Annotated in this window: 22 protein-coding genes; 14 read left to right on the forward strand and 8 right to left on the reverse strand. The window is 67.0% G+C overall.

All coding sequences use genetic code 11. From position 1 onward, the window contains the following. Positions 1 to 100: 100 nt before the first annotated feature. The 4 genes from ACI0FO_RS20130 to ACI0FO_RS20145 all read left to right on the forward strand — a co-directional run bounded on the left by ACI0FO_RS20130 (position 101) and on the right by ACI0FO_RS20145 (position 4,357). Positions 101 to 1,348: a D-amino acid dehydrogenase gene (locus ACI0FO_RS20130; RefSeq protein ID WP_416029498.1), complete on the forward strand. Its 1,248-nt coding sequence runs from the start codon at positions 101 to 103 to the stop codon at positions 1,346 to 1,348. Between the two features lie 167 nt (positions 1,349 to 1,515). Next, positions 1,516 to 2,436 carry a DMT family transporter gene (locus tag ACI0FO_RS20135; protein WP_416029500.1) on the forward strand — a complete coding sequence of 307 codons (921 nt, stop codon included), beginning with the start codon at positions 1,516 to 1,518 and terminating at the stop codon, positions 2,434 to 2,436. A 133-nt stretch (positions 2,437 to 2,569) separates the two neighbouring features. Then, positions 2,570 to 3,529 carry a proline dehydrogenase family protein gene (locus ACI0FO_RS20140; protein WP_416029502.1) on the forward strand — a complete coding sequence of 320 codons (960 nt, stop codon included), beginning with the start codon at positions 2,570 to 2,572 and terminating at the stop codon, positions 3,527 to 3,529. Between the two features lie 21 nt (positions 3,530 to 3,550). Then, positions 3,551 to 4,357 carry a helix-turn-helix transcriptional regulator gene (locus ACI0FO_RS20145; RefSeq protein WP_416029504.1) on the forward strand — a complete coding sequence of 269 codons (807 nt, stop codon included), beginning with the start codon at positions 3,551 to 3,553 and terminating at the stop codon, positions 4,355 to 4,357. Here the strand turns inward: ACI0FO_RS20145 and ACI0FO_RS20150 are convergent. Beyond that, entirely contained in the window at positions 4,303 to 4,971 is a 669-nt protein-coding gene (locus tag ACI0FO_RS20150; RefSeq protein WP_416029506.1) for a flavodoxin family protein, read from the reverse strand. The genes ACI0FO_RS20145 and ACI0FO_RS20150 overlap by 55 nt on opposite strands. Positions 4,972 to 5,124: 153 nt before the next feature. On the opposite strand from ACI0FO_RS20150, the gene ACI0FO_RS20155 reads away from it, so the two are divergent. Further along, positions 5,125 to 6,009, forward strand: a complete 885-nt coding sequence (locus ACI0FO_RS20155) for a LysR substrate-binding domain-containing protein (RefSeq protein WP_416029507.1) — start codon at positions 5,125 to 5,127, stop codon at positions 6,007 to 6,009. On the opposite strand, the gene ACI0FO_RS20160 is transcribed toward ACI0FO_RS20155, so the two are convergent. Then, positions 5,966 to 7,429, reverse strand: coding sequence for an MFS transporter (locus ACI0FO_RS20160; RefSeq protein ID WP_416029509.1), 1,464 nt, complete (start codon positions 7,427 to 7,429; stop codon positions 5,966 to 5,968). The genes ACI0FO_RS20155 and ACI0FO_RS20160 overlap by 44 nt on opposite strands. A gap of 168 nt (positions 7,430 to 7,597) precedes the next feature. Between ACI0FO_RS20160 and ACI0FO_RS20165 the strand changes: the two genes are divergently transcribed. The 4 genes from ACI0FO_RS20165 to ACI0FO_RS20180 all read left to right on the forward strand — a co-directional run bounded on the left by ACI0FO_RS20165 (position 7,598) and on the right by ACI0FO_RS20180 (position 11,222). Beyond that, on the forward strand, positions 7,598 to 8,518 hold the full coding sequence (locus ACI0FO_RS20165; protein ID WP_416029510.1) for a LysR substrate-binding domain-containing protein: 921 nt from the start codon (positions 7,598 to 7,600) through the stop codon (positions 8,516 to 8,518). Continuing rightward, positions 8,502 to 9,407, forward strand: coding sequence for a LysR family transcriptional regulator (locus ACI0FO_RS20170; RefSeq protein WP_416029512.1), 906 nt, complete (start codon positions 8,502 to 8,504; stop codon positions 9,405 to 9,407). The genes ACI0FO_RS20165 and ACI0FO_RS20170 overlap by 17 nt, the downstream gene beginning before the upstream one ends. A 152-nt stretch (positions 9,408 to 9,559) precedes the next feature. Beyond that, positions 9,560 to 10,189 carry a glutathione S-transferase family protein gene (locus ACI0FO_RS20175; protein WP_416029514.1) on the forward strand — a complete coding sequence of 210 codons (630 nt, stop codon included), beginning with the start codon at positions 9,560 to 9,562 and terminating at the stop codon, positions 10,187 to 10,189. Positions 10,190 to 10,220: 31 nt separating this feature from the next. Next, positions 10,221 to 11,222 carry a pyridoxamine 5'-phosphate oxidase family protein gene (locus ACI0FO_RS20180; protein WP_416029516.1) on the forward strand — a complete coding sequence of 334 codons (1,002 nt, stop codon included), beginning with the start codon at positions 10,221 to 10,223 and terminating at the stop codon, positions 11,220 to 11,222. Here ACI0FO_RS20180 and ACI0FO_RS20185 read toward each other — a convergent pair. After that, positions 11,219 to 11,674 (reverse strand): winged helix-turn-helix transcriptional regulator, encoded by a 456-nt coding sequence (locus ACI0FO_RS20185; protein WP_416029518.1) that lies wholly within the window; start codon positions 11,672 to 11,674, stop codon positions 11,219 to 11,221. The genes ACI0FO_RS20180 and ACI0FO_RS20185 overlap by 4 nt on opposite strands. Positions 11,675 to 11,894: 220 nt before the next feature. Between ACI0FO_RS20185 and ACI0FO_RS20190 the strand changes: the two genes are divergently transcribed. Continuing rightward, positions 11,895 to 13,076, forward strand: a complete 1,182-nt coding sequence (locus tag ACI0FO_RS20190; RefSeq protein ID WP_416029845.1) for an MFS transporter — start codon at positions 11,895 to 11,897, stop codon at positions 13,074 to 13,076. Between the two features lie 81 nt (positions 13,077 to 13,157). Here the strand turns inward: ACI0FO_RS20190 and ACI0FO_RS20195 are convergent, their stop codons facing one another. Together ACI0FO_RS20195 and ACI0FO_RS20200 are read right to left on the reverse strand one after the other, a co-directional pair. Beyond that, positions 13,158 to 14,927, reverse strand: a complete 1,770-nt coding sequence (locus tag ACI0FO_RS20195) for an acyl-CoA dehydrogenase (RefSeq protein ID WP_416029520.1) — start codon at positions 14,925 to 14,927, stop codon at positions 13,158 to 13,160. Between the two features lie 41 nt (positions 14,928 to 14,968). Then, complete coding sequence (locus tag ACI0FO_RS20200; protein WP_416029847.1) at positions 14,969 to 16,639, reverse strand: acyl-CoA synthetase; 1,671 nt, start codon at positions 16,637 to 16,639, stop codon at positions 14,969 to 14,971. A 176-nt stretch (positions 16,640 to 16,815) separates the two neighbouring features. On the opposite strand from ACI0FO_RS20200, the gene ACI0FO_RS20205 reads away from it, so the two are divergent. Further along, complete coding sequence (locus ACI0FO_RS20205) at positions 16,816 to 17,526, forward strand: Crp/Fnr family transcriptional regulator (protein WP_416029521.1); 711 nt, start codon at positions 16,816 to 16,818, stop codon at positions 17,524 to 17,526. A gap of 6 nt (positions 17,527 to 17,532) precedes the next feature. Here ACI0FO_RS20205 and ACI0FO_RS20210 read toward each other — a convergent pair whose 3' ends face one another. Both ACI0FO_RS20210 and ACI0FO_RS20215 read right to left on the reverse strand, forming a co-directional pair. Further along, positions 17,533 to 18,237, reverse strand: a complete 705-nt coding sequence (locus ACI0FO_RS20210; protein WP_416029523.1) for an aspartate/glutamate racemase family protein — start codon at positions 18,235 to 18,237, stop codon at positions 17,533 to 17,535. After that, a complete protein-coding gene (locus ACI0FO_RS20215) occupies positions 18,234 to 18,692 on the reverse strand; it encodes a MarR family winged helix-turn-helix transcriptional regulator (protein ID WP_416029525.1) in 459 nt (152 codons plus the stop codon). Before ACI0FO_RS20215 ends, ACI0FO_RS20210 begins: the two co-directional genes overlap by 4 nt. Before the next feature lie 231 nt (positions 18,693 to 18,923). Here ACI0FO_RS20215 and ACI0FO_RS20220 point away from each other — a divergent pair, with 231 nt between their 5' ends. Beyond that, positions 18,924 to 21,209, forward strand: a complete 2,286-nt coding sequence (locus tag ACI0FO_RS20220) for a nitric-oxide reductase large subunit (protein WP_416029527.1) — start codon at positions 18,924 to 18,926, stop codon at positions 21,207 to 21,209. A gap of 105 nt (positions 21,210 to 21,314) precedes the next feature. Further along, the gene (locus ACI0FO_RS20225) at positions 21,315 to 22,133 is read left to right on the forward strand and encodes a formylglycine-generating enzyme family protein (protein WP_416029529.1); all 819 of its coding nucleotides are present in this window, start codon (positions 21,315 to 21,317) and stop codon (positions 22,131 to 22,133) included. A 4-nt stretch (positions 22,134 to 22,137) separates the two neighbouring features. On the opposite strand, the gene ACI0FO_RS20230 is transcribed toward ACI0FO_RS20225, so the two are convergent. Continuing rightward, on the reverse strand, positions 22,138 to 22,956 hold the full coding sequence (locus ACI0FO_RS20230; RefSeq protein ID WP_416029531.1) for a Crp/Fnr family transcriptional regulator: 819 nt from the start codon (positions 22,954 to 22,956) through the stop codon (positions 22,138 to 22,140). A gap of 194 nt (positions 22,957 to 23,150) precedes the next feature. Between ACI0FO_RS20230 and nirK the strand changes: the two genes are divergently transcribed. Next, a complete protein-coding gene (gene nirK / locus ACI0FO_RS20235; protein ID WP_416029533.1) occupies positions 23,151 to 24,233 on the forward strand; it encodes a copper-containing nitrite reductase in 1,083 nt (360 codons plus the stop codon). The last annotated feature ends 42 nt before the right edge of the window (positions 24,234 to 24,275 follow it).

Consider the following 24,275-nt stretch of genomic DNA (forward strand, 5'->3'; position numbering starts at 1 on the left):
ACGTTTTGTTATGGATGCTGCCCGCTTTGGCATTTGCCGCGCGGGCGCTGCACGTTCCAGAATAGCGGCGTGGGGGCGTAAATTCTTTTAGGGTGTTGGCATGCGCGTTTGCGTAATCGGTGCGGGCGTTGTTGGCGTGACCTCGGCTTATTTCCTGGCGCGCCAGGGTCACGACGTGGTGTTGGTGGACAGCCAGCCGCGCCCGGCGGAAGTGTCCAGCTACGCCAATGGCGGCCAGCTCAGCTATAGCTATGTGGCGCCGTTGGCCGGCCCGGGCGTGTTGCCCAGCGTGCCCGGCTGGTTGTTGCGCCAGGATTCGCCGCTGCGTTTCCGGCCCAGGCTGGACCCGCATCAATGGCGCTGGTGCCTGCAGTTCGCGCTGGCGTGCCGCGCGTCGGTCGCGCGGACGTCGACGGCCCAGTTGCTGGGCCTGTCCTACCTGAGCCGCGACGTCATGCATACCTTGCTGGCGCAGGAAGACCTGGACTTCGGCCATTTGAAAAATGGCAAGCTGATCGCTTACCGCAGCGCGGCCTTGCTGGACAAGGCGCGCGCGCTGGTGGCGTATCAGGCGGGGCACGGCGCCGACCAGCAAGTGCTGGACGCCGCGCAGACGCTGGCCATGGAGCCGGCGCTGGCCGCCATGGGCGACAAGCTGGCCGGCGCGATCTACACCCCCAGCGAAGAGGCGGGCGACTGCCGCCAGTTCACCGAGGCTTTGTTCGACCGCCTGCAGGCATTGGGCAATGTGGAATGCGCCATGTCCAATCCGGTGTCCGGCCTGCAGCGCGAAGGCCGGCGCATCGTCGCCGTGAACACCCGCGATGGCGATATCGGCGCCGACGCGGTCGTGCTGGCCACCGGCGTCGGCACGCGCGCCTTGCTTAAGCCGCTGGGCCAGGACGTGCCCTTGTATCCGTTAAAGGGCTACAGCCTGAGCGTGCCGCTGTCCGCCGACGACGCCGTGGCGCCGCGCATCAGCGTGACCGACTATGAACGGCGCATCGTCTACGCCCGCGTGGGCGGCGTGCTCCGGATCGCGGCCATGGTCGATATCGGCAGCGCCAATGCCGATATCGAACCGGCGCGCGTGGAACTGTTGAAGCGGCAGGTGCATGAGGCCTTTCCGGCGTTGGACATGCGCCAGGCCATCCCTTGGGCCGGCTTGCGTCCCGCCACGCCGACGGGCAAGCCGCTGATCGGCCGCAGCAAGGCGGCGGACAACCTGTGGCTGAACATCGGGCAGGGGGCGCTGGGGTTCACGCTGGCCTGCGGTAGCGCGGCCTTGCTGACCGCGCAGATGGCGGGCCTGGAACTGCCGCTGGACCCCGCGCCTTTCCGGCCGTGATGTGCGCGCCGGGAAGGACAGGTATGTCCATTTTGCGATAGCTGCTGCCTTTTCATCGGCAGACGGACCTTCGCGCGCTCAATAGGATAGCGATCGTCCCCCCGCCATGCGCCTTGACGGCCTGGGTGGCGGGCGGGATCCGAACCCTTTCTGCGAGCGCATTCATCATGTCCTTTCTGTTCCCCTTGTTCGCCATCTTGTTCTGGGCGGGCAATGTCATCGTGTCCAAATTGGCGGCCAGCGCCATCTCTCCCACGGCGATCACGTTCTATCGGCTGGTGCTGGCCCTGTTTCTGATGGGGCTTTTCACGGCGCGCCCGGCGTGGCGCAACCGCAAGACCATCTTGCGGCACTGGCCCAAGCTGGCGCTTTACGGCGCCTTGTCATCGGCGGTGTTCCAGGCGCTGTCCTACCGTGCGGCGGAAACCACCACCGCCACCAACATGGCCATCCTGACGGCGTTGATCCCGCTGCTGAGCATGCTGCTTAGCGTCGTCATCCTGCGCGACCCCCTTACGCTGGGCATGGCCGCGGGCGGGGTGATGTCGTTTTTGGGGCTGCTGTATCTGGTGGGGCAGGGCGACATGCTCAGCGTGTTCCAGCACGGCATTCACGCGGGCGACGGGCTGATGCTGCTGGCTGCCTTGTCGTATGCGTTGTACGGGGTGTTGCTGCGCTATTGGAAGGTGCCGGTTCCCGCCTGGCAGTCCACCTTCGTGCAGTCGATTTTCGCGCTGCTGTACATGCTGCCGCTGTACCTGCGCGTGCCGGCGGCGCAGGCCGCGCTGGACGTCAAGACCATTCCCCTGATTCTCTATGCCGGCATTTTTTCGTCGGTGCTGCTGTCCTATCTGTGGATCGAAGGGGTGCACCGCCTGGGACCCAACCGGTGCAGCATTTTCATCAACCTGCTGCCGCTGTTCACGGCGCTGGCGGCATTCGTCATGCTGCGCGAGCAGCTGCATGCCTATCACCTGTGGGGCGGAGCGGTCACGCTGGCGGGCGTGTTGATGGCCCAGACGGTGCAACGGCCGCTGGTGCGCCGGGCGCCCGCCAGGCCGCTTACGGCCGCGGCCGTTAAACGCTAGCCAGCTGGATGACGGGCGTCCTGGCTTGCCTGCCGGAACGCGGGCGTTCTCGCTGGCGCGTCCGCCGATTCACGGGCGTTCAATACAAGCGCTTCCCGCCGCGCCATAGTGCGGCTCTTTAGCGGGAGCGCTCATGAGCCTTTTCCAGAGAACCACCATTGCCCTGGCGCGCAGCCCGATGATGGGCCGCGCGATGCGGGCGATGGCCGCCCGGTCGTCGTTGGCCAGCCGCTTCGTTGGCGGCGCGGATGTGGATGCCGCGGTCCGGACCGCCTTGCGGTTGCGCGACGTGCGCGGCATCCGGGCCTCGCTTTTCTATCTGGGCGAATACGTGGCGGATCCCGCGGCCATCGAACACAACGTCACGCAATCCATTGCCGCCTGCGATGCGCTGGGCAAGGCGGGCCTGGACGTGCACGTGTCCGTGGACCCCACCGCGATCGGCTACATGGACAGCGACGCGCGGGGTGAAGCGAACGCGCGGCGCATCGGCGCGGCGGTGTCGCGGGCGGCGGGCGGCGGGCAGGATTGGGTCGTGCTGGACATGGAGGATTCCGGCATCCGTGATCGCACGTGCGCGCTACATCGGGGCTTGCTGGAAGCAGGCTTGCCTGCTGGCCTGACCCTGCAGGCGCGGCGCCGGCGCACGCCGGAAGACCTGCACTGGGCGATCCGGCAGCGGACCTCGTTGCGTCTGGTGAAGGGGGCGTTTCCAGAACGCGAGCTGGACCACGCCGGTCGCGCGCGCATCGATCAGGCGTATCTGGACGCGGCGTCCATCATGTTGTCGCATGAGGCGCGCAGCGCGGGTTTTCTACCTGTCTTCGGCACGCATGACGACCGCTTGGCCGGCGCGATCATGACGATGGCGCGCGAGCGCGGCTGGCCGCCCGATGGCTTCGAATTCGAGATGCTCTACGGCGTTCGGCCGGATTGGCAGCTGGCCCTGCGCGGCTTGGGCTATAACGTCAGGGTCTATCTTCCGTTCGGCGGCGACTGGTGGCCGTATGCCATCCGCCGGGTGGGGGAAAATTCTCGTAATGCGTGGCTGCTGGCCCGCTCCCTGAGTTCGGACGGGCGCTATTTCAGCTAGCCGCAAGGGCTTGAACACACCATGGCGGTTTCTCGACATATCTGGCATTGCGGCGCGGGCCTGCCCGGCGACGTGCTGATCGCGGATCTTCGCGCGTATCGCTATGCGCCGCACTTCCACGATGCGTGGTCCATCGGTGCGATCGAACACGGCAATTGCGCGTTCACCGTGCATGGCCAAACGTATGCCGCCGGCGAGGGCGACCTGGTGGTGATCGCGCCTGGTCAAGTCCATACCGGCGGCACCTCGGCCGCGCCGTTGGCCTACCGCATGGCCTACATCGATACCCAGTGGTTCGACGACCATGCGCGCGCCTTGTTTGGCGACGGCGCCCGCTTGCCGGGGCCTGTCATTACCGCTCCTGGCCTTTGCGCGCAGTGGCTGGCCGCGCTGACACCGGACCCGATGCCGGATCCGGCTCGGCGCGAACGCCTTTCCGCCGCGTTGTTCGGGTTGCTGGCCGGGCATGCCAAAAGCGGCGATCCGACGCTGGCCGATGCGCCCGACGTTTGCGCGCTGCTGCGCGAGCGCATGGCCGCTGATCCGTCCTGCGCTCCCGATCTGGAAGCGCTGGCGCAGGCGCAGGAACGCCACCGCACGACGCTCGTCAAGCAGTTCGCCCGTCGCTACGGCCTGCCGCCGCAAGCCTGGCTGCGCAATTGGCGGGTGGCGCGGGCGCGGACGCTGCTGCGCGACGGCTTGCCCTTGGCGCAGGCGGCCCAGGCGGTGGGGTTCGCGGATCAGGCGCACCTGACCCGCGTGTTCAAGCAGGTCTACGGCAGCACGCCCGGCGTGCTGCAAAGAGCCGGCGCGTCCCACACGTTGTGAGCGCGAGGCGTCTCCATCCGGTAGTCGGAATACTTCTGCGTGAAAAACGCGGCGCCCAACCGCTCTGCCGCCAACAGCGGCTGGCGGGGATCCGCCGCGACTTCACCGCGCCGGTTGCCCGCGCCGTGCACATAACCTACAAAGTCCGAATGGGTGTAGCGCGCGTATTCCTGCACCTGATGCACGATGCCCAGTGCCGCGCCGGGATAGGTTTCTTCGGACGCGACCGTCAGGCCCAGCCGCTTGCCGGTCATCGCGGCCTTGACCCGTTCCGGTTCCGCGCCTGAGCCGGCGTAATGGGTGAACGACCGGTCGAAGAACGCTTTGGCCTGCGCGGACATCCCGTACCAATAGACCGGCGTGCAAAGCAGCAGGCCGTCGGCGGGCAGAAAATGTTCCAGGAACAGTTCGGCGTAGCGGTCCGCGGGCGGTGAGCCGCGCCGCAGGTCGGGCAGGAAGCCCTGGATATAGTCGTCCAGGAACAGCAAGGTGGTGGAGGTGCCCGCCGCATCGGCGCCGCGTTGCGCGGCCGCCGCCAGCGCGGCGCTGTTGCCGTCGCGCCGGGGGCTGCCCACCAGGATCAGCAGCTTGGTGTCGTGGTGATTTGAATTCATGTCATTTCCTTGGGGTACGGATGATGGGGGATGATGGCGAAGCAACGAGGCAAAGCAGCTATGGCTAAGCCACTTTAGGCAGCCACGAACCCGGCGACAAATGAAGATTCCTTGATTAAGATGAATTCATTTCATGCGTAGGGCGACACCCCCATGTTTGCTTCCCTTCCCGTCACGGCGCTGCGCGCCTTCGAGGCCGCGGCCAGACTGCGCAGCTTCAAGTCGGCCGCGGCCGAGCTTGCGGTGACGCCTACCGCGGTATCGCACCAGATCAAGGCGTTGGAACGGCAGGCGGGCTTCGCGCTGTTCGATCGCGTGCCGCGCGGCGTGCGGCTGACCGATGCCGGCGCGCGTTTGTTCGTCAGCGTGCATGGCGCGTTGCTGGATATCGCCCAGACCCTGGATGCCTTGCGGCCGGCGCCAGCGTCGGGCGCGCTGACGGTTTCCACCACGCATTCCTTCGCGGCGCTGTGGTTGGTGCCCCGCCTGGGGCGCTTCTACGATGCGTATCCGCAATACCAGTTGCGCTTGAATGCTGGCGCGGATCCCGTGGATTTGCTGCAGGATGCCAGCGTTGACGTCGCGATCCGGTACAGCCCGCGCGCGTACCCGGCGCTGCATGCTGCCTGCCAATTGCCCGAATGGTTCGGTGTGTACGGCGCACCCTCGATCGTTGCGCAAGCTGGCAAGCGCGCACCAGCACTGGTGACGGTGCGCTGGCGCGATTCCCAACTGTATGACCAAGGTTGGCAGGCCTGGTGCGAGGCGGCACGCTTGCCGTCTTGGCGCGAACCGGCGGCGGTGCATGCCTATACCGAAGAGCATTACGCCTTGCAGGCGGCCATCGCGGGGCAGGGCCTGGTGCTGGCCAGTTCCGTCATGGTGTCGGACAGCGTCGGGGCCGGCACGCTGGCGGCGTACCGTCCGGATGTGCGCGTGGCCGGGTCCGCCTACACCGCGCTGTGCGCGCCGGGCCGCGAACGCCATCCGCCCGTCAAGGCGTTCCTGGACTGGCTGAGCCGGGAGTTCCAGGCATAGGCCGGCCGCTCGTCCCTAGCGTGCCTGGCACGGACTGCGGCATGGACTTCGGCATGGACTTCGGCAGCAGCGGTAACGCCGCCAGCATGCACAGCCCGGCGATCGCCCAGGTGGCTGGCCAGGAGCTTGCGGCGACCACGTGGGGGATGGCCAGCGGCGTCAGGAACAGGCCCAGGTAGACGCAACTGTTGGCCATGCCCAGCGCGGTGCCCGCGCGGGGCGCGCCGGCCAATGTTGCCAACTCGGTATAGGCCACGCCGTGCCAGGCGGATGCGCAGATGCCCGCCGCGGCCAGCAGGCTTGCGGCCGCCAGCACCGCGCCTGGGCGGGTTGGCGCGCCATCGACTCCCCACGCCACTGCGCCCAACGCCGCGAACAGCAGGCAACTCAGCCAGGCGCAGCGGCGCAAAAACCCGCGCCGGTCGGCACGGCGGTCCGTCCAACGTCCGCTGGCGATTCTTGCCACCATGGCGCCCAACTGCACGGCCACCATCACGCTGGTCAACGTGCCGATGCCGGCCTGGCTGAAGTCATGCAGGAATACCGGGGCGAACGTCAGCACCGCGAATTGCGGGCAGCACATGATGCCGATGGCGGCCGCGGCCCGCCAGACGCGGCCGTCCCGCAACGGGGAGGCGGGCTGCCGCGCCGGAGCGGGCGTGGCGGGAGGAGCGAGCGTGGCGGACGCCGCGGACGAGTCGGGTTCGGCCTTCCCGGCAATCCGGGGCGACGGCGCCGGCCTAGCCGACGCGCTGGCCGGCCTAATCGACGCGCTGGCCGGCGTCGCCGGGACGCCCTCCGGTTCGCGCAGCCACACCGCTGTCAGCGCGGCGGCCAGGCCGCACATTACGCTCAGCGCGCCGAACACAGCGCCAAAGCCCGCGTGCGCCGCCAGCCATGGCAGCAGCAAAGCGCCCAGGCCCCCGCCCAACGGCACGGCGGTTTGCCGGATGCTCATGGCCAGCCCGCGTTCGCCTTCGTCGAACCAGCCCATCACCGCCCGTCCGCTTGCGCCATTGACGCTGCCGCCCAGGATGCCGACCAGCACCAGGCCCAGCGCCAGCAGCCACAAATCGGGCACCCCGCTGGCGGTCGGCGAGGCAAAGCCGCTCATCCAGGCCAGCGCCGCCGCGGTGGCGCCCAGGCCGGACAGCAGCACCGGCCGATCGCCCCAGCGGTCGGTCAGCAGGCCCCAAGGCAATTCGAACAGCGCCACGCCCAGCCCCAGCAGACCCAGCGCCAAGCCCAATTGATCGTTATCCAATCGGTAGCCTGATCGCATGAATACCGCCGTGGTCGGCAGGCCGGCCGCCGCGGCAGAAAAGGCGGCATTGGCGGCAACGCCCACCGTCAGCACCTTCCAGCGATGAAAGGGCCGTTGCGCGTTGGCCGTTGAAGCGAAGGGGATAGACGGGGTCATGCAAGGCTCCGGAAGCGCCGAAAAGGGCGGTAAGCAAGGGGATAGGCAAGCGTCAAAGAAAGCACCGAAGAGAGCGTTAAAAAAATCGACCCAGTCAGTCTGCGCTTCTGCTATCGTTCTGAAAATCAGGAAATATTGTTTAAACAGTTCAATAAATCAGGACAATTTATGCGGCCGGTCACGTTCGACCTGGATGTGTTGCGCAGTTTTGTCGCGGGCGTCGACCTGGGCAGTTTCGGCCGCGCCGCGGACCGGCTGGGGCGCTCCACGTCCGCTGTCAGCGCCCAATTGAAAAAGCTGGAAGAGCAGGCCGGCGTGCCGCTGCTTCGCAAGGAAGGCCGCGGCCTGGCGCTGACCGAGGCGGGTGAAACGATGCTGGGCTACGCCCGCCGGCTGCTGGCGCTGAACGACCAGGCCTCGGGCGCCGTGCGCGGCGCCGAACTGCAAGGACTGGTTCGTCTTGGCTTGCAGGAAGACTTCGGCGAAATGCTGTTGCCGCAGGTGCTGGGCCAGTTCGCCAGGGCGCACCCCAAGGTCAGGATCGAAGCGCGCGTCGCGCGTAACGCCGATCTGCTGGAACGCGTCGCCCTGGGGCAACTGGACCTGGCGCTGGCCTGGGATCACGACGCGCGCATGCCGCATGGCCAGCGGCTGCTAGAGCTTCCGATGTGCTGGATCGGGCCGGCGTCGCCCGCCGCGTCGCTGTTCCACGACGACGGCGGCCTGCCGCTTGTGGCATTCGAGGCACCGTGCCTGTTTCGGGATGGCGCGACCCACGCGCTGGACCACGCGGATCAGCCCTGGCTGGCCGCTTTCACCAGCCCCAGCCTGGCGGGCTTGTGGGCGGCCGTTAGCGCTGGCTTGGGGCTGGCGGTTCGCACGCCGTTGGGCTTGCCCCCCACCGTCCGCGCGCTGGCGCCGGGAGAGCACGGCTTGCCGGTCTTGCCGTCGATCGCGCTTTCGCTGTATTGGGCCCAGACGCAGCCCGCCCCCGTGGCCGCCGCGTTGGGCGATATCGTGCGGCAGTGCATTCATGACAGCGCCCCGCGCGCGTTGGCTGGAGATACCCGCCGTGAATCGATTCCATGAAATGACCGTGTTCCTGGCGGTGGCCGACGCGCAGGGCTTTGCCGCGGCCGCCCGGCGGCTCGGGATGTCCGCACCTACCGTGACGCGCAGCGTCGCGGCGCTGGAACGCCGTCTGGGCGCGCTGCTGCTGGTTCGCACCACGCGCAGTTTGCGCCTGACCGAAGCCGGCGAGCGCTACGCCGCCGACTGCCGCCGCATTCTTGACGAGGTGGAACAGGCCGACGATGCCGCCGCAGGCGTGATGGCGGCGCCGCGCGGCGCGCTCAGCATCACCGCGCCCGCCTTCTTCGGCGAGCTGCATGTGATGCCGGTCGTGCTGGGATATCTGCGTGCGCACCGCGACGTGTCGGTCCGCACGTTGCTGGTGGACCGCGTCGTGAGCCTGCTGGACGAAGGCGTCGATGTCGCCGTGCGCATCGGCGCCTTGCCGGACTCAAGCCTGACTGCGGTGCCGGTGGGGCAGGTGCGCCGCGTGGTGTGCGCCGCGCCGGATTTTCTGCGCCAACACGGCGCGCCCAAGGACCTGGACGCGTTGCCGCGTTTTTGCACGATCACCGCGGCCATGGAAGGGCGCGGCGCGCAATGGCGCTTCCAGCAAGACGGCCAGCTTCGACGCTTGAATGTAGATTCGCAATTAACGGTCACGTCGTTCCAGGCGGCGGTGTTGGCCGCTTGCGAAGGCTGGGGCCTGACGCAAGTGGTGTCGTATCAGGTGGCCCGGCATCTGGCCAGCGGCGCCTTGCAGGTGGTGCTGCGCGACTTCGAACTGCCCCCGTTGCCGGTGCACGTGGTGTACCCCGAGGGCCGGAAAAGCTCGGCAAAGGTGCGCAGTTTTGTTGAGTTCTGCGTGCAGGCCCTGCGCCGCGACCTGGCCGCGCTACCGGCCTGACGCGCCGCGATCCTCCACTTCCGCCTCACTTTTTCGGGACGACCCCGGCGTTTCTTTCACCGTGCGCAAGAGTGTCTTGCGGCGGCTGGCTGTTCTCGCCCCGCGCATGCAGGATCAAGATGGAGCCACGATTCATCCTCTTGAGAACTTCCATGACGACCGCTCCGTTGACCTTCTACAGCTTTCCCTTGTCCGGCCACGCGCACCGCGTCGCGCTGATGCTGTCCCTGCTTGACGTCCCGCACCGCCGCGTTGATGTGGACCTGCGTCAAAAAGAACAGAAGCGCCCTGAATTCCTGGCCATGAACGCGTTCGGCCAAGTGCCGGTGATCGACGACAACGGTGTCGTGCTGGCGGATTCCAATGCCATCCTCGTCTATCTGGCCAAGCGCCATGGCGGCGGGGCCTGGCTGCCCGAGGATCCCGCAGGCGCGGCCCGCGTGCAACGCTGGTTGTCGGTGGCGGCAGGCCCCTTGGCGAGCGGCCCAGCCGCGGCCAGGCTGCTGACGGCCTTCGGCGCATCGTTCGATGTTGAGGCCACGCTGTCGCGCGCGCATGCCTTGCTGTCCGTCATGGACGGCGAGCTAGCGCAGCGGGAATACCTGGCAGGCCACGCCCCGACCATCGCGGACGTGGCCTGCTATACCTACGTGGCCCATGCGCCGGAAGGCAACGTGTCGCTGGCGGACTATCCGCATGTGCGCGCCTGGCTGGCCCGCATCGAAAGCCTGCCGCGCTTCGTGCCAATGGCCAGCACGGCCGCGGGTCTGGTAGCCGCCTGAACGCCGGCGCCATGCCGGCAAGGAGCACGTCATGAATATTGATGATTCTGTCCTGGATTCGCCGCCCTGGCACGCAGGCGAGCGGCTGCTGCAAGCCCGCGCGGGCGTGGCCGAGCGCATGGCGCAAATCGGCCCCAAGGTCGTGCGCGACTATATGCCGGACCAGCACCGCGAGTTCTTCGCCCAGTTGCCTTTCCTGGTGATGGGCACGGTGGATGAGCGGGGCGATCCGTGGGCGGGCGTGCTGGAAGGGTTGCCGGGGTTTGCGGTGTCGCCCGACGCGCGGACGTTGCGCGTGTCGGCCGTGCCGGATGCCGACGACCCGCTGCTTGCCGGCCTGGGCCCGGACCGGGCTGTCGGGCTGCTGGGGATCGAATTGCATACCCGGCGCCGCAATCGCATGAATGGCCGGGTCGCGGCCTGGGACGGCAAGCGCTTTGATGTCGCCGTGGCGCAATCATTCGGTAATTGCCCGCAATACATCCAGTCGCGCGATTTCCATTTTTCGCGCGCCCCGTCGTTGCGCTTTCCCGGCACGCCACGCGTGCGCGATGGGCTGGACGATGCGGCGCGCGCATTGATCTCGGCGTCCGATACGTTTTTTGTCGCAAGCTATGTGGATGCCGAAGCGCGCGGCGGCCGGGCGGTGGACGTGTCGCATCGCGGCGGCAAACCCGGCTTCGTGCGCATCGACGGTAATGTGCTGACCATCCCCGACTTCTCGGGCAACCGCTTTTTCAACACGCTGGGCAATCTGGCGGCGAATCCGCGCGCGGGTCTGGTCTTTATTGATTTCGCGCGCGGCGACATCCTGCAACTGTCGGGACAAGCGGAAGTGATCCTTGATAGCCCCGAGCTCGATACCTTTGCCGGAGCAGAACGCCTGTGGCGGGTGGACGTGCGCCGCGCGGTGTGGCGGCCGGGGGCGCTGGCGCTGCGCTGGACGTTCGATGCGTATTCGCCGACGGCGCTGGCCACGGGGCAGTGGCCGGCGGCCAAGGCCGGTTCGTCGGGACAGGCGCCCGCGCCCTAAGCGCCCGGCGTGGTTTTTTGCACCACAGTGTCTTCCGGACCCAGCAGCCGCCCGTCTTGCGCGCGGATCTCCAGCCGGCGCACCGTTTGGCCGCGCTTGCGGTCGATCAGCGTGGAATGGGCTTCGGCGGGGGCGTAGTAATGATCTTCGCCCCATTGGCGCAAACCCACGATCACCGGAAACAAGGCGCGGCCCTTTTCCGTCAGCACGTATTCCTGGTAGGCGCTGCCGTCCGATGCCGGGACGGCGGTAAGAATGCCGTGGGCGACCAGCGTGCGCAGCCGGTCGCTAAGGATGTTCTTGGCCACCCCCAGGCTCTTCTGGAATTCGCCGAAGCGCCGCAAGCCGTCGAACGCGTCGCGCACGATCAACAGCGACCACCAGTCGCCAATCGCGTCTAACGAGCGGGCCACCGGGCAGGCGGCGCCTTCAAGGCTGGTGCGTTTGACCATGTCGGGCCCTTTCAGCAAGAGGATGGCGGTGACGGCGGATCGAACTTTATGGTTGCATTATAAAACCTTAAGATCTAGCATTCTGGTTTCGTAATGAAACCATATTGGAAAGCCCATGCCGCCCCCCTCAACCGCCGCTGCACGCGCCGCCGCCGAACCGGATGCCTTCGAACGCGATACCGCCGAACTCGACGCCTTCGAACCCGACGCCGGTGCCACGATGCCGACATGGCTGGTGCTGTTGCTGGCCGTGGCCTGCGCGCTCAGCGTGGCCAACGTGTATTACGCGCAGCCCTTGCTGGACGCCATCGGACGCGAATTCATGCTGGACGATAGCGCCGTGGGCATCGTCATCAGCGCCACTCAGCTTGGGTGCGCGCTGGCCTTGCTGTTCGTCGTCCCGTTGGGCGATCTGCTGGACCGGCGCCGGTTGATGATCGGGCAGTTGGGGCTGCTGGTGCTGGCGCTAGGCGCCGTGGCGTTGGCGGGCAACACGCCGTGGCTGTTGGCGGGCATGGTGGCGTTGGGCCTGTTGGGCACCGCGATGACGCAGGGCTTGCTGGCCTTGTCCGCCGCGCTGGCGGCGCCAGCGGAACGCGGCCGTGTCGTGGGCGCGGCGCAGGGCGGGGTGGTGATTGGCCTGCTGCTGGCGCGGACGGTCGCGGGACTGGTCGCGGACGCGTGGGGGTGGCGCGCGGTATATCTGGTGTCGGCGGCGCTGGCGGCCCTGCTGGCCTGGGTGCTGATGCGGCGTTTGCCGCAACGGCGCTTGCCCGTCGCGGACTTGTCGTACTGGGCGCTGCTGCGGTCGTTGTATGCGCTGTTGGCAACGGAACCGGTGTTGCGCGTGCGCGGCATGATCGCGTTGCTGATGTTCGCGGCGATCAGTGCGTTCTGGACCGCGCTGGTGCTGCCGCTGGCCGCGCCGCCGTATTCCCTGTCGCACACGGCCATCGGCGCGTTCGGGCTGGTGGGGGTGTTGGGGGTGCTGATGGCGGCGCGAGCCGGCCGATGGGCGGATCGCGGGCTGGGCGAGCGCACTACCGCGGCGGGTTTGCTGCTGTTGTGCCTGGCGTGGGCGCCCATCGCCTTGCTGGCGCAAAGCCTGTGGGCGCTGGCGTTGGGCGTATTGATCCTGGACGTGGCGCTGCAAGCGCTGCACGTGACCAACCAGACGATGATCTTCAGCATCAGCGCGCAGGCGCATAGCCGCCTGGTGGGGGCCTACATGATGTTCTACGCGGTGGGTAGCGGGCTGGGGGCGATTGCGTCGACGGCGACCTATGCGCAAGCGGGATGGCTTGGCGTCTGCGTGCTGGGCGCCGGCATCAGCGTGGCGGCGCTGCTGTTCTGGGCGGTGACGTTGCCGCGCAAGACGGAGGCAGCGGCGCTGCGGTGCTGAAACGGCAGTCCTGCAAGCCCTGCGCGCCAATGCGAAAGACCGCGAAATCGCGGTCTTTCGGTCTGGCGCCTACGGATACGTTTACGGCTGGATGTCGTAGTCCTTGGAACCCAGCACCACGGCGGCCAGGCCTGGCGCCTGCGTCAGCTTGTGCAACGCATAGCCCTGGACGGTGGCAATCTTGGCTTGGTGGAACTCGGGGTCTTCGTGTTGGCGGTCCAGGCTGACGAGCAGCGCGCGCGCCATCTGCCAGCCGGCCAGGGTAGTGCCCGCCAGCAGCAGGTAGGGCACCGCCGAACCGAACACGGCGTTTGGTGCGCTGGCGGCGTTGGCCAGCACGAAGTCCACTACGTTACCCAACGCCAGACGTGCCTGGCGCAACGGCTTCAGCACCAGGTTGGCGGCCGGTTCGCTGCGCGATTCCAGCTCCGTTTCCGTCTGGCGGACGGCTTCCAGCAGGGCCTGCGCCACGGCGCCGCCATCACGCAGCGTTTTGCGCCCGACCAGGTCATTGGCCTGGATGGCGGTCGTGCCCTCGTAGATGGTCAGGATGCGGGCGTCGCGGTAGTACTGGGCGGCGCCGGTTTCCTCGATGAAGCCCATGCCGCCATGCACCTGTACCCCCAGGCTGGCCACGTCGATGGACATTTCGGTGCACCAGCCCTTGACGATGGGCACCAGGAATTCCTGGACGGCCAGATGGCGGCGGCGCGCCTCCGGGTCGGGATTGGCATGGGCCTGGTCGGCATGGCCTGCGGTGACGTAGGCCAGCGCGCGGCCGGCTTCCGTCAGCGCGCGCATGGTGCCCAGCATGCGGCGCACGTCGGGATGCTGGATGATAGCCACCGCCTCGCGCGAGGACCCATCCACCGGACGGCTCTGGACGCGCTCGGCGGCGTAGGCCAGCGCGTGCTGGTAGGCGCGGTCGGCAATGGCGATGCCCTGCACGCCCACGGCATAGCGGGCGGCGTTCATCATGATGAACATGGCGTCCAGCCCGCGGTTCTCCTGGCCGACCAGATAGCCCAGCGCGCCGCCTTCATCGCCGAACTGCAAGGTGGCGGTGGGGCTGGCCTTGATGCCCAGCTTGTGTTCAATGGAGACGCAGGTGACGTCGTTGCGGGCGCCCAGCGAGCCATCTTCGTTCACCAGGAACTTGGGCACCAGGAAGAGCGAAATGCCCTTGACGCCTTCGGGCGCGTCCGGCAACCGGGCAAGCACCAGATGCAGGATGTTCTCGGTCAGGTCGTGATCGCCGTAGGTGATGAAGATCTTCGTGCCTGACAGGCGGTAGGTGCCGTCGCCCACCGGTTGCGCGCGGGTGCGGATCATGGCCAGGTCCGAGCCCGCCTGCGGCTCGGTCAGGTTCATCGTGCCGGTCCATTGGCCCGAGATCATGGGGCCGATGAAGCGCTTTTTCAGCTCGGGCGATCCGGCCGTCAGCAGCGCCTCGATGGCGCCATTGGTCAGCAGCGGGCAGAGCGCGAACGACAGGTTCGCGGCATTCAGCATTTCGGAACACGGCGAACCGATCAGGCCGGGCAGGCCCTGGCCGCCATATTCAACGGGATGCGACATGCCTTGCCAGCCGGCTTCCGTGTATTGGCGGAACGCCTGCTTGAAACCGGGCGAAGTAGTGACGGCACCGTCGCGCCAGGCACTGGGTTCGCGGTCGGCGGGGTGGTTCAGCGGGGCCAGCACGTCGGCGGCGAAGTGGGCGGATTCTTCCAGCACCGCCTGGGCGGTGTCGGGCGTGGCCTCCTCGAAACCGGGCAGGGCGGCAACTTGCGGCAGTCCGGCCAGATGGTTCAACACGAACAGCATGTCTTTCACGGGGGCTTGGTACGTCATGGCGTCGGAGCTCCTGGATGCGGGGTTGGCGGGGCGGGCGGTCAGCCGGCCTGATCGGGTTTGGGGGAGGGAGGGGAAGCAGGATCGGCCAGGTCGATAGCGCGGGTCGCGCCTACCGCGGCGCGCAGTTCGAATTTCTGGATCTTGCCGGTGGAGGTCTTGGGCAATTCACCAAAGCGCACGGCGCGAGGCACCTTGAAGCCCGGCAGCAGCAGCTTGCAATGCGCGATGATTTCTTCGGCGGTGGCGGTGCAGCCAGGCTTGAGTTCGACGAAGGCGCAGGGCGTTTCGCCCCATTTGGGATCCGGCATGGCTACCACCGCCACGGCCGCGACGGCGGGGTGGCGGTACAACGCGTCTTCGACCTCGATGCTGGAGATGTTCTCGCCGCCCGAGATGATGATGTCCTTGCTGCGATCTTTGATGCGGACGTAGCCGTCGGCGGTCATCACGCCCAGGTCGCCGGTATGGAACCAGCCGCCCGCGAAGGCGTCTTCGGTGGCGCGTTCGTTCTTCAAGTATCCCTTCATGCAGATGTTGCCGCGGAACATGATCTCGCCCACGGTCTGTTCGTCGGCGGGGACCTCTTGCATCGTGTCGGGGTCGCGCACCGAGATGCCGGCCTGCAAGTGGTAGCGCACGCCCTGGCGGGCAGTCAGCAAGGCGCGGCGCTCGTCGTCCAGCGCATCCCAGGCGTCCTGGCGCGCGCAGACCGCAGCCGGCCCGTAGACCTCCGTCAGCCCGTATACGTGGGTTAGTTCGAAACCGATGTCGCGCATCTTGGCGATGACGGCCGGCGCGGGCGCGGCGCCTGCCACCATGGTGCGCACGGTGTGCGTGATGCCGGCGCGCATCTCGGCCGGCGCATTGGCCAGCGCGCTTTGCACGATGGGCGCGCCGCAGTAGTGCGTGACGCCTTCGTCGCGGATCAGGTCGAACACGGTCTTGGGGTCGAACTTGCGCAGGCACACGTTCACGCCGGCGCGCGCGGCGACGGTCCAGGGGAAGCACCAGCCGTTGCAGTGGAACATCGGCAGCGTCCACAGATAGACCGCATGCTTGGGCATGTCCCATTCAAGGATGTTGCTGACCGCGTTGAGGTAGGCCCCGCGGTAGTGGTAGACCACGCCCTTGGGGTCACCCGTGGTGCCGGACGTGTAGTTCAGCGCGATGGCATCCCACTCGTCGGCAGGGGGCTTCCAGTCGTAGTGCGCGGGGGCGTCGGCCAGGAAGGCTTCGTAGTCCGTGGCGCCGGGCAGCGTGGCGGGCGCGCTGTCCAGGTCATGCACGGAAACGATCTTCAGATGCGGGAATTCGGCGCGCGCGCGTTGGGCGACGTCGCCGTATTCGGTGTCGACGATCAGCGCGCGGGCTTCTCCGTGGCCCAGCATGAACAGCACGCTGGGCGTGTCCAGGCGCGTGTTCAGCGTGTTGAGCACGGCGCCCAGCATGGGCACGCCGAAATGCGCTTCGACCATGGCCGGGATGTTGGGCAGCATCACGGCCACGGTGTCGCCGCGCCGGATACCGGCTTGTGCCAGCGCGTTTGCCAGCCGCTGGGCGCGTTCATAGGTCTGCGCCCAGGTGCGCCGTACTTTGCCGTGCACCACGGCCAGGCGGTGGCCGTAGACTTCCGCCGCCCGGGCGATGAAATCCACGGGGGTCAAGGCTTCGTAGTTGGCGTCGCGGCGCGCCAAGCCATGATCGAACATGCTGCTGCTCATGCGTTGTCTCCGGGCGGGGCGCAGAGACGCCCCTTATCTATTTTCGGGAACCTTGATTCCCGTCGCTTGCGCCAGCTTAGGACGGGCCGGAAAATACTGTCTGTCGCCTGCATGACAGACCGCCGGCCGACCCTGCAAATTCCAAGTTTTACACGGTTCCGCCCATGTCCGACGTTTCAAACATTGTTTCCGCGACCGAACTGTCCCGGCTGTTCCAGGCATGCGCCTGGTTTGGGTCGCTGGACGCCCGGCACCAGGATCTGGTGCTGGCGACGTCGCGCGCGGAACAGGTGGCCAGCGGCGCGTGGATCGCGCGGCGCAATGCGCCGTCGGACTATTGGCTGGGCGTGCACGCCGGCCTGTTGAAGCTGGCGATCTACAACGAGTCGGGACGCAGTTGCACGTTCTCGGGCGTGCCGCCGGGCGGGTGGTTCGGCGAAGGCAGCGTTATCAAGCGCGAATTGCGCAAATACGACGTGGTGGCGATTCAGCCATCGCTGGTGATGTTGGTGCCGGCGGCCACGTTCCATGCGCTGTTGTCGGCCAGCTTGCCGTTTTCGCACTTCGTCATCGGCCAACTGAATGACCGGATGGGCGAATTCATCGCGTCCATCCAGAACCACCGCTTGCTGGATGCGGATGCGCGCGTGGCGCAGTCCCTGGCCCAGTTGTTCAACCCGCAGCTGTATCCATCCACGGACCTGACGCTGGCCATTTCGCAGGAAGAACTGGGCTATCTGACCGGCCTGTCGCGCCAGCGGGTCAACCAGGCGTTGCAGGCGCTGGCCGACCAGGGGATTCTTGCGCTGGCGTACAACCAGATCAAAGTGCTTAGCCTGGAGCGCCTGAGGCAGTACGGGCTGGACCAGATCTGACGGGGCCTAGCCAGGCTGCAGCGCGCGGGTCAGGGCGGCGCGCGCCAGGATACGGGTGGAATCCAGCGTGGGCAGGCAGGAATTGCCGTCGTTCAGCACCAGCGGAAGTTCGGTGCAGCCCAGCACCACGGCGTCGCACCCGGCGTCTTGCAGCGTTGTGATGATGTGGCTAAGTTGCGCCACGGATTCGGGATTGAACACGCCGTAGACGAGTTCGTCCATGATGATGCGGGCAAGCGCCGTGCGGTCTTCCTGGCGGGGGCGCACGGCCTGCAGCCCCAGCGCGCCCAGCTTGTCGGGGTAGACCTCGCTGTCGACCAGCCAGCGCGTGCCCAGGATGCCGATGCGCTGGTAGCCGCGCGCCGCGGCCTCGGCGGCGACGGCTTCGGCGATGTGCAGCCAGGGCAGCGGCGACTGCGGCAGCACATGCGCCAACGCCTGGTGGATGGTGTTGTCCGGGCAGATCAGGAAGTCCGCGCCCGCGCGCGCCAGTTTGTCCGCCGATGACCGCATCAGCGCGCCCACGCCAGGCAGATCGCCTTGGTCCAGGCAGGCCACGTAGTCCGCCAGCGAATGCGTGTGCAGCGAGATTTCCGGATGCGCGTGCGGCCCCATGCGTTGCGCGCCTTCGGCGCACAGTGTGCGATAGCACAGCGCCGCGCCCTCGGCCGAGCAGGCGACGATACCGATGTGCAACGGCGTGGCGTTCATTCGGACGGTTCCTTGTTCAAGGCACGCGCGTGGCGGGCGATATGGCGGAAGCTCTCGGCCATCGCCGCCTGTTGCGCGGCGGGCAGTTGCGACAGGAAGAGCTCGTCGATGGCGGGCCCGTACACCTTCCACATTCGCAGCCGCAGGGCGCGGCCCTTGGGCGTCAGCCGGGCATAAGTGGCCCGCCGGTCTTCGTCCGACCGGAATCGTTCCACCAGGCCGGCGGCTTCGATGCGGTCCATCAAACGCGTCAGGTTATAGCGCGCGATCACCATGCGTTCCGCCATTTCGAACATGCGCGCCGTGCCGTCGGGCGCGCGTTCCAGCGCCCATAGCGCGTCATACCACGCCAGCGGCGGCAGGTCGGCGGCCGATAGCCGCTTTTCTATTTGTTCCACCACCAGCGCGTGCGCGGTCAGGAAGAGGCTCCACGCGTCGGGCTTGCCCGTGGCCATGCGTCGGTTCCTTTTGGTTGAAAGACAGGGTTGCAGCGGCCGATTGTAGAAGGCGGGGCCCGGCGTGTCAGGGTAGAAATCACCTGTTGCTAGTGATTTATACCCTTTTTGGTCCGGGTCAAAACTACCGGCGGGATTCCAAGCGATTGATTTGATGCCTGTTTTTTCTGGCACGGAATTCGCATAAGCGGACACACCCCACTAACCGCAACACTGGAGGGCGTTCCCATCATGGGTCCGTATCGGAAATTATGGTTCACCTTGATCGCCGTGGTGGCGATCACTTTCGCATTGCTTGGCTTCTATGGCGGCGAGGTCTACCGGCAGGCCCCGCCGATCCCCGGCACGGTCGCTACCGCCGACGGCGCGCGCCTGTTCGGCCGCGACGACATCCTGGACGGCCAGACCGCCTGGCAATCCGTGGGGGGCATGCAGTTGGGCTCGGTGTGGGGGCATGGCGCCTACCAGGCGCCGGATTGGACGGCCGACTGGCTGCACCGCGAACTGACCGCATGGCTGGATCTGGCCGCGCGCGACGAACATGGCCAGGCCTATGCGCAATTGGCCCCGCCCGCGCAGGCGGCGCTGCGTGAAGCGCTGAAGGCCGAATACCGGTCCAACCGCAGCGATGCCGCGACCGACACGCTGACCATCAGCCCGCGCCGGGCGCGGGCCATCGCCCAGACCGCCGCCTACTACGATCAGCTGTTTTCCGATGCGCCGGCGCTGCACACAAGCCGCGAGAGCTTCGCGATGAAGGAAAACACCCTGCCCGACGCGGCGCGCCGTACCCAGCTGACCCGGTTCTTTTTCTGGACGGCATGGGCGGCAGCAACCGAGCGGGAAGGCAAAGCCGTTACGTACACCAACAACTGGCCGCACGAGCCGCTGATCGGCAACCAGCCCAGCGCCGAAAACGTCATGTGGTCCATCATCAGCGTCGTGGTGCTGTTGGCGGGCATCGGCCTGCTGGTCTGGGCGTGGGCCTTCCTGCGGGGCAAAGAGGAAGACGAACCCAAGGCCCCCGAGCGCGATCCGCTGACCACGTTCGCGTTGACCCCGTCGCAACGCGCGCTGGGCAAATACCTGTTCCTGGTGGTGGCGCTGTTCGGCTTCCAGGTGCTGCTGGGCGGCTTCACCGCGCACTACACGGTCGAAGGCCAGAAGTTCTATGGCATCGACGTGTCGCAGTGGTTCCCGTATTCGCTGGTGCGCACATGGCACATCCAGAGCGCCTTGTTCTGGATCGCCACCGGCTTCCTGGCGGTGGGTCTGTTCCTGGCGCCGCTGATCAATGGCGGACGCGACCCGAAGTTCCAGAAGGCGGGCGTCGACATCCTGTTCTGGGCGCTGGTGCTGGTGGTTGTCGGGTCGTTCACCGGCAACTATCTGGCGATTGCGCAAATCATGCCGCCCGACCTGAATTTCTGGCTGGGCCATCAGGGTTATGAATACGTGGACCTGGGCCGGCTGTGGCAGATCGGCAAGTTCGCCGGCATCTGCTTCTGGCTGGTGCTGATGCTGCGCGGCATCGTGCCTGCCTTGCGCAAGCCGGGCGGCGACAAGAACCTGCTGGCGCTGCTGACCGCTTCTGTCGGCGCGATCGGCCTGTTCTACGGCGCGGGGTTCTTTTACGGTGAACGCACCCACCTGACGGTGATGGAGTACTGGCGCTGGTGGATCGTGCACCTGTGGGTCGAGGGCTTCTTCGAAGTGTTCGCGACCACGGCGCTGGCATTCATTTTCTCGACGCTGGGGCTGGTGTCGCGCCGCATGGCGACCACGGCCAGCCTGGCCTCGGCGTCGCTGTTCATGCTGGGCGGTATCCCCGGCACCTTCCATCACCTGTATTTCGCAGGGACCACCACGCCCGTGATGGCGGTGGGGGCCAGCTTCTCGGCGCTGGAAGTGGTGCCGCTGATCGTGCTGGGCCACGAGGCCTGGGAAAACTGGCGCCTGAAAACGCGCGCCCCGTGGATGGCCGACTTGAAGTGGCCCTTGATGTGCTTCGTGGCCGTGGCCTTCTGGAACATGCTGGGCGCGGGCGTGTTCGGCTTCATGATCAATCCGCCGATCTCGCTTTACTACATCCAGGGCCTGAACACGACGCCCGTGCATGCGCACGCTGCGCTCTTCGGTGTTTATGGCTTCCTGGCGCTGGGGTTCACGTTGCTGGTGCTGCGCTATATCCGCCCGCAATTCGCGCTTAGCCCTGGCTTGATGAAACTGGCGTTCTGGGGGTTGAACATCGGCCTGGCGTTGATGATCTTCACCAGCCTGCTGCCGATCGGCCTGATCCAGTTCCATGCCAGCGTCAGCGAAGGGCTGTGGTTTGCCCGCAGTGAAGCGTTCATGCAGCAAGACCTGCTGAAGACGCTGCGCTGGGGCCGGACGTTTGGCGACGTGGTGTTCCTGCTGGGCGCGCTGGCGATGGTGCTGCAGGTGATCCTGGGCTTGCTGAGCGCCAGGCCCGCGCTGGCCGAACCGCGCCTGCAAACCAGGACGGCTCGGGGGTAGGGCAGCGGCTCCGCGTTTGCGCCAGCGCAACGTCGCGGAGCCCGCTCGCCGGTTCAATGGAGACTCGCCCGTGCCCGCTCGGCACGGGACCTCCGGAGCCCCTTTATGCGCTTCCTTCCCATCGCGGCCCTGTCCTTGCTGACGGCCGCTTGCGGGCCCGCCGACCCGGTCCGCTCCGACTTGCCGGAACTGACTCGTCTGCCCCCGGGCGAACTGCGCCATCTGCCACCCGGCGAGGTGCTGCAAGACGGCTACCCCGTCACGCCCATTCCGCGGCTTGCGCGCTTTCCCAAGGGCTTTTCCATCATGACCCGCCAGGTCAGCCAAGCCGAATACGCGGCGTGCGTGGCGGCGGGCGGATGCAAGGCGCTGGATGCCGGGCAGCGGCGGGCTTCCGCATCCGACCGGCCCGCCGTCGGCATCAGCTGGACCGACGCCAACGCTTACGCCGCGTGGCTGTCCGTCCGCACGGGGCGGCCGTTCCGGTTGCCGACCTATGCCGAGTGGGCGTATGCGGCGGGCGACGCGTTTCATGAGGCGCCCGCGATGGTGTTTCCGGACCGCGATGATCCCGCGCGGCGCTGGCTGGCGGAATATGAGCAGCAGGGCAGCGCGCGGGCGGACGACGCGGTGCGTCCGTTCGGCGCGTATGGCGTCAACGCCTACGGCGTGAAGGACATGGCGGGCAGCGTGTGGGACTGGACATCGGATTGCCATGTGCGCCGCGAGCTGACCGCCGCTGAAGAAGAGGCTGGCGACGGGCCGTCCCAGGCCATCCCAAGCGGCAATTGTGGCATCCGCGTGGCAGCGGGCCGGCATATCGCCTATTTGCCGGACTTTATCCGGAACCCCAAGAACGGCGCGTGTTCGGTGGGCGTGCCGCCCGCGAATCTGGGCGTGCGCCTGGTGATGCAGGCCCCGTAAAGGGTCAATGGGGTGGAGCAGACTGGGGCGGAGCAGCCCGGGGCGGGGCAACCTCGGGCGCGGCAAGCGTGGCCGGGGGCGTGCCGTCCCGGCAGGACAGGCAGGCGGCGCAATCCGTGGAGGCGGGGACGTGTCCGCACAACTGGGCCAGCGCCGCCGGAGACCGCAGCACGATACGCATGCGCGCGCTGCCGCCGACGATGCCGCGTTGCTTCCAATCGCTGAGCAGCCGGCTGACGGTGTGCAGGGTGGTGCCGGTCATTTCGGCAATGTCCTGCCGCGTGATGGGAAAGCCGATATCGACGCCGTCGCGGGTGCGCAACCCGGTTTGCTCGACCAGCCGCAACAAGGTGCGCGCCACGCGTTGTTCGACGTCGTCGTTGGCAAGTTCCCGGATGCGCTGATGCGCGTCCTGCAAGCGTTGCCCCATGGTGTGCAGGGCCGCCGCTGCCAGCTGCGGATGGCTGGCGGTGAACCGAGACCAGGCCGAGGCGGGCCAAGCCAGGCACACGCTTTCCTGCACGGCCGCCACGGTGGCCGGATAACAGGACTGCCCCATGGCGCAGGCCAGCCCGAACATGTCGCCCGGGTTGACGTAACGCACGATGATCTGTTCGCCCTCGGGCGTGACCTGGGTCACTTTCAAGCAACCGTGCAGCAGCACGAAGAAGTGCGCGCCGGGCGCGCCTTGGCCATACGCCACGGCCCCGGCCTCAAGGCGGCAGGGGGCGGCGCCTTGCAGCGCGGCCTTCAGCTGTGCGTCGGACAGCGGCGCGAACAGGTCCAGATTGCGCAACAGCGTGTGGCAAAGGGGCGACGGCATCGCGGTGCTCCGCTTGAAGGTGTGGTGCAGATTCCCACGGCTTGATGGTGACACCGACGCCTGGCGCCCGCAATGCGCGCGCGCACGATGCCTGGCCCCAAGTTTGCGCTACAGCAAAGAAGGATTAGTGCGCGCGGCCTTCAATGGGCAAGCCGACAGACTCGGCGCTGAAGAATCGGAATGAGGAGTTGCACATGAATGCGTTGCGTCCCACCGTGATTGCCACGGCCTTGATTTTCATGCTGGCGGGCGGCCTGGCCGGCGCCCGGAACGCCGATGAACTACCCCGCGCCAAGGTCGCCCTGGTTGCGCCGCCGCTTGTCCACCCGCATGAGCAGGTGGCCAGTTCGGGGCCCAAGGTGATCGAATTCGTCATGACCATCGAAGAAAAGAAAATGGTCATCGACGGCCAGGGCACCACGTTGCAGGCCATGACGTTCAATGGTTCCCTGCCGGGCCCGACCCTGGTCGTGCATGAGGGCGATTACGTGGAAGTGACGCTGGTGAATCCCGCCACCAACGCGATGCCGCACAACGTCGACTTCCATGCGGCCACCGGCGCGCTGGGCGGCGCCCAACTGACCAATGTGAATCCGGGCGAACAGGCCACGCTGCGGTTCAAGGCCGACCGCAGCGGCACGTTCGTCTATCACTGTGCGCCGACCGGCATGGTGCCCTGGCACGTGGTCTCGGGCATGAGCGGCACGTTGATGGTGTTGCCGCGCGACGGCCTGAAAGACCCGCAAGGCAAGCCGCTGCGCTATGACCGCGTCTACACCATCGGCGAGTTCGATCTTTACATTCCCAAGGACGCGAACGGTAAATACAAGGACTACGCGACCCTGGCCGATAGCTACGCGGACACCCTGGAAGTCATGCGCACGTTGACCCCGTCGCACATCGTTTTCAATGGCAAGGTCGGCGCGCTGATGGGCGACAACGCACTGACGGCCAAAGTGGGCGAAACCGTGCTGCTGATCCATTCGCAAGCCAACCGCGACACGCGGCCCCATCTGATTGGCGGCCATGGCGACTGGGTCTGGGAGACCGGAAAATTCGGCAACCCGCCCGAGAAAAACCTGGAGACCTGGTTCATCCGGGGCGGGTCCGCCGGCGCCGCTCTCTACACCTTCAAGCAGCCGGGCGTGTACGCCTACCTGAACCACAACCTGATCGAAGCGTTCGAACTGGGCGCGGCCGGGCACATCAAGGTGGAAGGCGAATGGAATAACGACCTGATGCGGCAAATCAAAGCGCCGGGCCCGATCCCGCGCTGACCGTTCCGGCGGGCAAGGGGCGTCATGTCGCAGGCCGGTGGC

Source organism: Achromobacter marplatensis, from assembly GCF_049060505.1.
Lineage (GTDB): Bacteria > Pseudomonadota > Gammaproteobacteria > Burkholderiales > Burkholderiaceae_B > Achromobacter > Achromobacter marplatensis_A.